This is a genomic window from Pseudomonas sp. CAN1, from assembly GCF_030462585.1.
Lineage (GTDB): Bacteria > Pseudomonadota > Gammaproteobacteria > Pseudomonadales > Pseudomonadaceae > Pseudomonas.
The window spans coordinates 1-5,446 of sequence record NZ_JASMRU010000076.1; the positions used below are offsets into that span (position 1 = coordinate 1).

At 68.0% G+C, this 5,446-nt stretch carries 5 protein-coding genes and 1 pseudogene; all 6 read right to left on the reverse strand.

What is annotated here, in order from left to right; all coding sequences use genetic code 11:
- On the reverse strand, positions 1–424 hold a 424-nt coding region (locus QO207_RS31110), incomplete at its 3' end, for a chemotaxis protein CheW (RefSeq protein WP_301536093.1).
- A 15-nt stretch (positions 425–439) separates the two neighbouring features.
- Positions 440–2,080, reverse strand: a complete 1,641-nt coding sequence (locus QO207_RS31115; protein ID WP_301536094.1) for a methyl-accepting chemotaxis protein — start codon at positions 2,078–2,080, stop codon at positions 440–442.
- The gene (locus QO207_RS31120) at positions 2,064–4,271 is read right to left on the reverse strand and encodes a chemotaxis protein CheA (protein WP_301536095.1); all 2,208 of its coding nucleotides are present in this window, start codon (positions 4,269–4,271) and stop codon (positions 2,064–2,066) included. The genes QO207_RS31115 and QO207_RS31120 overlap by 17 nt, the downstream gene beginning before the upstream one ends.
- A 4-nt stretch (positions 4,272–4,275) precedes the next feature.
- Positions 4,276–4,587 carry a lipid asymmetry maintenance protein MlaB gene (locus tag QO207_RS31125; protein WP_301536096.1) on the reverse strand — a complete coding sequence of 104 codons (312 nt, stop codon included), beginning with the start codon at positions 4,585–4,587 and terminating at the stop codon, positions 4,276–4,278.
- Between the two features lies 1 nt (position 4,588).
- Entirely contained in the window at positions 4,589–4,954 is a 366-nt protein-coding gene (locus tag QO207_RS31130; RefSeq protein ID WP_301536097.1) for a response regulator, read from the reverse strand.
- Positions 4,955–4,983: 29 nt separating this feature from the next.
- Positions 4,984–5,446: pseudogene (locus QO207_RS31135) on the reverse strand (chemotaxis protein); the annotation flags it as partial.

The window sequence follows — 5,446 nt, forward strand, 5'->3', positions numbered from 1 at the left end:
CGAGGATGATGGTGCAGCCCGCGTCGTTGCGTGCCATGCCGGCGATGAACTCGGTACGGATGCCGGCACCGAACGGCGGCGCCGGCTCGATGCTCCCGGCCTCGATGTCGAGCACCGCGTCCACCGCGTCCACCACCAGGCCGATGCGCTGCTGCGCCTCGGCCAGCGGCAGTTCGATGATGACGATGCAGGTGCGCTTGTCCGGCACGCTCAGCGGCATGCCGAAGCGCGCCGCGAGGTCGAGCACCGGCACCACGTTGCCGCGCAGGTTGATCACGCCGTGGATGAAGCTGGGCATCATCGGTACGCCGGTGACCTGGCCGTACTCGATGATCTCCCGCACCAGCTCGATGGGCAGCGCGTAGCGCGCCTGGCGCACGCGGAACGACAGGTGCTGCACGGCGGCGTCCTGAAGGTTGTCCATGGTCCCTCCTCCGCGTCAGTTGAAGCTGACGAACTGGCCTTCGTCCATCAGCGCCGGCGCCGGTTTGCGCGCATGGCGCAGCGGTTGCTCACGCACGGCGGCCGGTGCCGGAGCACGACGAGTGCTGCGCGCAGCAGCGGCTTCCTCCAGGCGGAAGTAGCCGATCAGCTCCTGCAACTGGCTGGCCTGGGCGTTCATCTCCTCGGCGGTGGCGGCCAGCTCCTCGGAGGCCGAGGCGTTCTGCTGGGTGATCTGGTTCATCTGGCCCATGGCGATGTTGATCTGCCCGGCGCTGCTGCTCTGCTCCTGGGAGGCGGCGGTGATTTCCTGCACCAGGTCGGAGGTCTTCTGGATATTCGGCACGATCTCGTCGAGCAGGCGCCCGGCCTGTTCGGCCAGCTCCACGCTGTTGCTCGCCACGCCGCCGATTTCCTGCGCGGCCACCTGGCTGCGTTCGGCCAGCTTGCGCACTTCCGCGGCAACCACCGCGAAGCCCTTGCCGTGGTCGCCGGCGCGGGCGGCCTCGATGGCGGCGTTGAGCGCCAGCAGGTTGGTCTGGTAGGCGATGTCGTCGATGATGCCGATTTTGTCGGCGATCTGTTTCATCGCCTGGACCATCTCGCGCACCGCGCGGCCGCCGTCGACGGCATCGTTGGCGGCCTTGCCGGCGATGCCGTCGGTGATCTGCGCGCTCTCGGTGTTCTGCGCGATGGAGGCGGACATCTGCTCCACTGACGCAGTGGTCTCCTCGACGCTGGCGGCCTGCTCGGTGGCGGCCTGGCTGAGGGACTGCGAGGTGGCGCTGACCTCCTCGGAGGCCGAGGACAGCGCATCGGCGGCGCTGCGCACGTCACCCATGACGCTGCGCAGGCGCTCGGTCATGTGCGCCATGGAGCCGAGCAGGCGACCGGTTTCGTCGCGGCTGTCGACCTCCACCTGCACGCTGAGATCGCCCTCGGCGAGGCTGTTGGCCACGCTCACCGCGCGGTTCAGCGGACGGGTGATGCTGCGGGTGACCAGGATGCCAATGAGGAAGCCCAGGCCGGCGGCGATCAGCACCAGCACGATCATCTGCAGGCGCGAGCCCTGGTAGATGGCGGTGATGTCATCGTTGGCCTGGCGGGCACGGGTCTTCTTCTGCTGCACCAGGTTGCCCATGTTGTCGTCGGCGGCGTTGCTCAGCTGGCGCAGTTGCGGCAGCAGTGCGATGGCATCGCTGGCCTCGTTGAGGTGGCCACTGCTCTTGTTCAGTTCGAGCACGTGCAGGGCGGTCTTCTCGTAGGCCGCCAGTTGCTCGTCGAGCTGTGCCAGGCGCGCCTTGGCCTCGTCGCTGACGAAGCTTGGGCGCGCCGTTTCCAGGCTCTCGTGCAGCGCCTTGATCGCCTGCTGCACCTGGGCGATGGGCGCCTCGCGCTCTTCCACCGTGGTCGCCAGCAGCGAGCTGCGCAGGTGGCGGCCGATGTAGACCAGGTTCAGGTTAGCGCTCTGCATAGCGTCCAGCGCCAGCATCTCGCGGTTGTACATCTGGTCGGAGAGGTCGTTGACCTTGCCCAGGTTGAAGATGCCCAGCGCGCCGACGGCAGTGGTCAGCAGCACCACCAGGGTGAAGCCGGCGAGCAGACGCACGCCGATGCGCAGGTTACGGATGAAGTTCATGGTGGGGCTCCTGCGCGGCGGTGTCCGTGCGCGTATGGCTGTCCGGGGTGGAAGGGTTTTTCAGGGTGGCGAAAAGCGTGGCGATATCGAGGATCAGGGCGACCTGCCCGGAGCCGAGGATGGTGGAACCGGCGATGCCCTTCAGGTGCTGGAACAGCAGCCCGAGCGGCTTGATCACGGTCTGCAGCTCGCCGTGCAGGCTGTCGACTATCAGCCCGGCCTGCTGCCGCGCGTGGTTGACCACGACGACGTTGCGCCGCCGGCTGCCGCTGGCCGGCAGGCCGAAGTGCGCGGCCAGGTCGATGCACGGCAGCGGCCTGCCGCGCAGCTCGATGTAGCCGCTGCTGCCATCGACGCTGTGCGCCGGCAGCTCCAGGCATTCGGTGACCAGGCCCAGGGGCACGACGAACTGCTCCTCGCCCAGGCCGACGCGGAAGCCATCGATGATCGCCAGGGTCAGCGGCAGGCGAATGCGGAAGGTGCAGCCCTGGCCATGCACGGAGTCGATCTCGATGCTGCCGCGCAGGGCTTCGATGGCGCTGCGCACCACGTCCATGCCGACGCCACGGCCGGAGAGATCGGAGACGCTGTCGGCGGTGGAGAAGCCGGCGGCGAAGATCAGCCGCTGCACATCGGCATCCGACAATGCCGCGCCCGCCTCGATCAGCCCGCGCTCGACGGCCTTGTCGCGGATGCGCGCAGTGTCCAGCCCGCGCCCGTCGTCGCTGATCTCGATGACGATGGTGCCGGACTCGTGGAAGGCGTTCAGGCGCAACAGGCCTTCCGCCGGCTTGCCCGCCGCGACGCGCTGCTCGGCGGACTCGATGCCGTGGTCCATGGCATTGCGCACCAGGTGCGTGAGCGGGTCGGCGAGCTTGTCGATCACCGACTTGTCCAGCTCGGTGTCGGCGCCCTGGATATCCAGGCGGATCTTCTTGCCCAGCTGCTGGCTGACATCGCGCACCACGCGGTTGAAGCGCGAGAAGGTCTCGCCGATCTCGATCATGCGCAGCTTCAGCGCCGCCTCGCGGATCAGCTCGACGTGGCGGTTCACCGTCTGCGCGCTCTCGATGCTGGCGGCATCGCCGTTGTCCTGGCTGTGCAGTTGCGCGGCGGCGGCGCTGATCACCAGCTCGCCGACCAGATTGATCAGCTCATCGAGCTTGTGCGCGGCGACGCGGATCTGGCTTTCCGGCGCGCGCTCGCGCACCGCCTGCTGGCGAGCCAGGGCAGCGGTCACCGCCTGCGGCGGCACCATGCCCTCTTCCACCAGCACGCTGCCCAGCGGCTTGCTCTCGGCAGTCTGCTGCGCCTGCAGCTCCAGCCCCTGGACCAGTTCGTGCTCGGTGAGCAGGCCGCTGGCAACCAGGATGGCGCCGATGCGTTCGTCGCTTTCGGGCAGCTCGCGCATCAGCGCCAGGTAGTCCTCGACCAGGCTGCCCGGCGGCAGGATGCGCAGGGTGCAGAAGTCGCGGATGAATTCGAAGACGTCCTCGATCTCGGCCTTGCTCGCCGAGGAGCACAGGGCGATCTCCAGGCTGATGTAGCAGGTTTCGGCGTCCAGCTCTTCCAGCGCAGGCACGGCGTCGTCCAGCAGCGTCAGGCAGAGCACGTCACCCAGGCGGCCGAGGTAGCGGACGAAAGACGCCGGGTCGAAGCCGTTGCGCAGCAGCTCGCCGTCGAAGCGCAGCGAGATGTGCCAGGCGCCCTGGGCGTCGCACTGGGCGCAGGCGTCCAGCTGGCCGCGGGAGGCGCACTCCAGCTCGACCGCGGGAATCAGCAGCGGCTCGCCGCCGAGCAGGCGCGCGAGGCTGTCGAGCAGCTCCTGCTGGTGCTCCGGGTCGACATTCAGTTCGCCGCTGGCCGGGTCGATCAGCTCGATCATCGAGCTGATCTCGTCCAGGCAGCGCAGCATCAGCGACACCAGTTCGGCAGTGAGCACGCGCTCGCCGTCGCGCACCGCCATCAGCAGGTTTTCCAGGTGGTGGGTGAAGTTCACCAGCGGCAGCAGCGAGAAAAGCCCGGCCGAGCCCTTGAGCGTATGCATGGCGCGGAACAGCCGGGTGATCGCTTCGCCATCGCCGGGTTCGGCATCCAGTTGCAGCAGGCATTCCTCGGCCTGTCGCGCCAGGTCGCGGGCTTCGTCGATGAAGCCGCGCAACAGCTGGCTCCATTGTTCGCCGTCGAGCATCGCTTCAGGCCTCGGTGGGCAGCGCCAGGTGCAGGCGCAGCAGGTCGATGATCTGGCGCACCGCCGCGCTGGGGTTGAGCAGGGTCAGGTGCGCGCCGTGGCGCTGCAGCTGCTTGCGCAGGGACAGCAGCAGCTGCACGCCGGCGGTGTCGATCTCCTCAACGGCGGAAAGGTCCAGCCGCCACGGGTCGGCCACTTCGATGCGGGCGGTGAGCACCGCCTCGCGCAGGGCTGCGCTGGCGTGGCCCATCTCGTAGATGGTCAGGTTGCCGGCCAGGGCGAGGCGGCCTTCGGGGTCACGGCTGAGCGGCGTCATCTCAACCCACCAACCGGTCGACGGCGGACAGCAGCTGCGCCGGCTGGAACGGCTTGACGATCCAGGCCTTGGCCCCGGCCGCCTGGCCTTCGGCCTTCTTGCCCTGCTCGCTTTCGGTGGTGAGCATGACGATGGGCGTGAAGCGGTATTCGGCGCGGGCCTTGACCTCCTTCACCAGGCCGATGCCGTCAAGGTTGGGCATGTTCACGTCGCTGATGATCAGGTGGACTTTCTGCCCGGACAGCTTGCTCAGCGCATCGCGGCCGTCGACGGCCTCGATGACCTGGTGGCCGGCGCCGGTGAGGGTCATTTTCACCAGCTGACGCATGGACAGGGAGTCGTCGACGATGAGGATGGTCTTGGCCATGGTGGGCTCCGCAAATGGGCGATTGAAGATCAGAAGAAGGTGACTTCCGCCGAAGCCGCGCGAGCTGCCGGGCGAGCGCTGCGTTCTTCGTCGGTGGTGAACTGGCTGCGCATCTCGCCGAGCCAGCGCTGCGGCTGGGTCAGCGATGCGTCCTGGGCGACCACGGCCTGGCGCAGGCGATCGATGTCCAGTTGCAGGTGGTCGAGGATCTGGTCGCTGCGGTCCTGGAACTGCAGGCTGACGATGATTTCCTGGATATCACCCTGGGTGACGCGGGTGTCGTGCTGCAGCTCGCCGGCGCTGGCGGCCAGCTCTTCGAGGTTGCGCGAGAGGTTCTGCAGGATGTCGCCGGTGACGTCGTCCAGGTAGCGCAGGTTTTCCTCCTCGCGGCTGGAGAGTTCCCCGGCGGCGGTGACGGTGGCGAGGATCGCCTGGTTGATCTCGCCGACCTTGCCGACCATGCGCTGGCCGGTATCGGCGGAGAGGCTGGAG

What these genes read in the sequence shown, in the direction of transcription:
- QO207_RS31115 (WP_301536094.1), bottom strand. Translation starts at nt 2,080, where the DNA reads ATGAACTTCATCCGTAACCTGCGCATCGGCGTGCGTCTGCTCGCCGGC.
- QO207_RS31120 (WP_301536095.1), bottom strand. Translation starts at nt 4,271, where the DNA reads ATGCTCGACGGCGAACAATGGAGCCAGCTGTTGCGCGGCTTCATCGAC.
- QO207_RS31125 (WP_301536096.1), bottom strand. Translation starts at nt 4,587, where the DNA reads ATGACGCCGCTCAGCCGTGACCCCGAAGGCCGCCTCGCCCTGGCCGGC.
- QO207_RS31130 (WP_301536097.1), bottom strand. Translation starts at nt 4,954, where the DNA reads ATGGCCAAGACCATCCTCATCGTCGACGACTCCCTGTCCATGCGTCAG.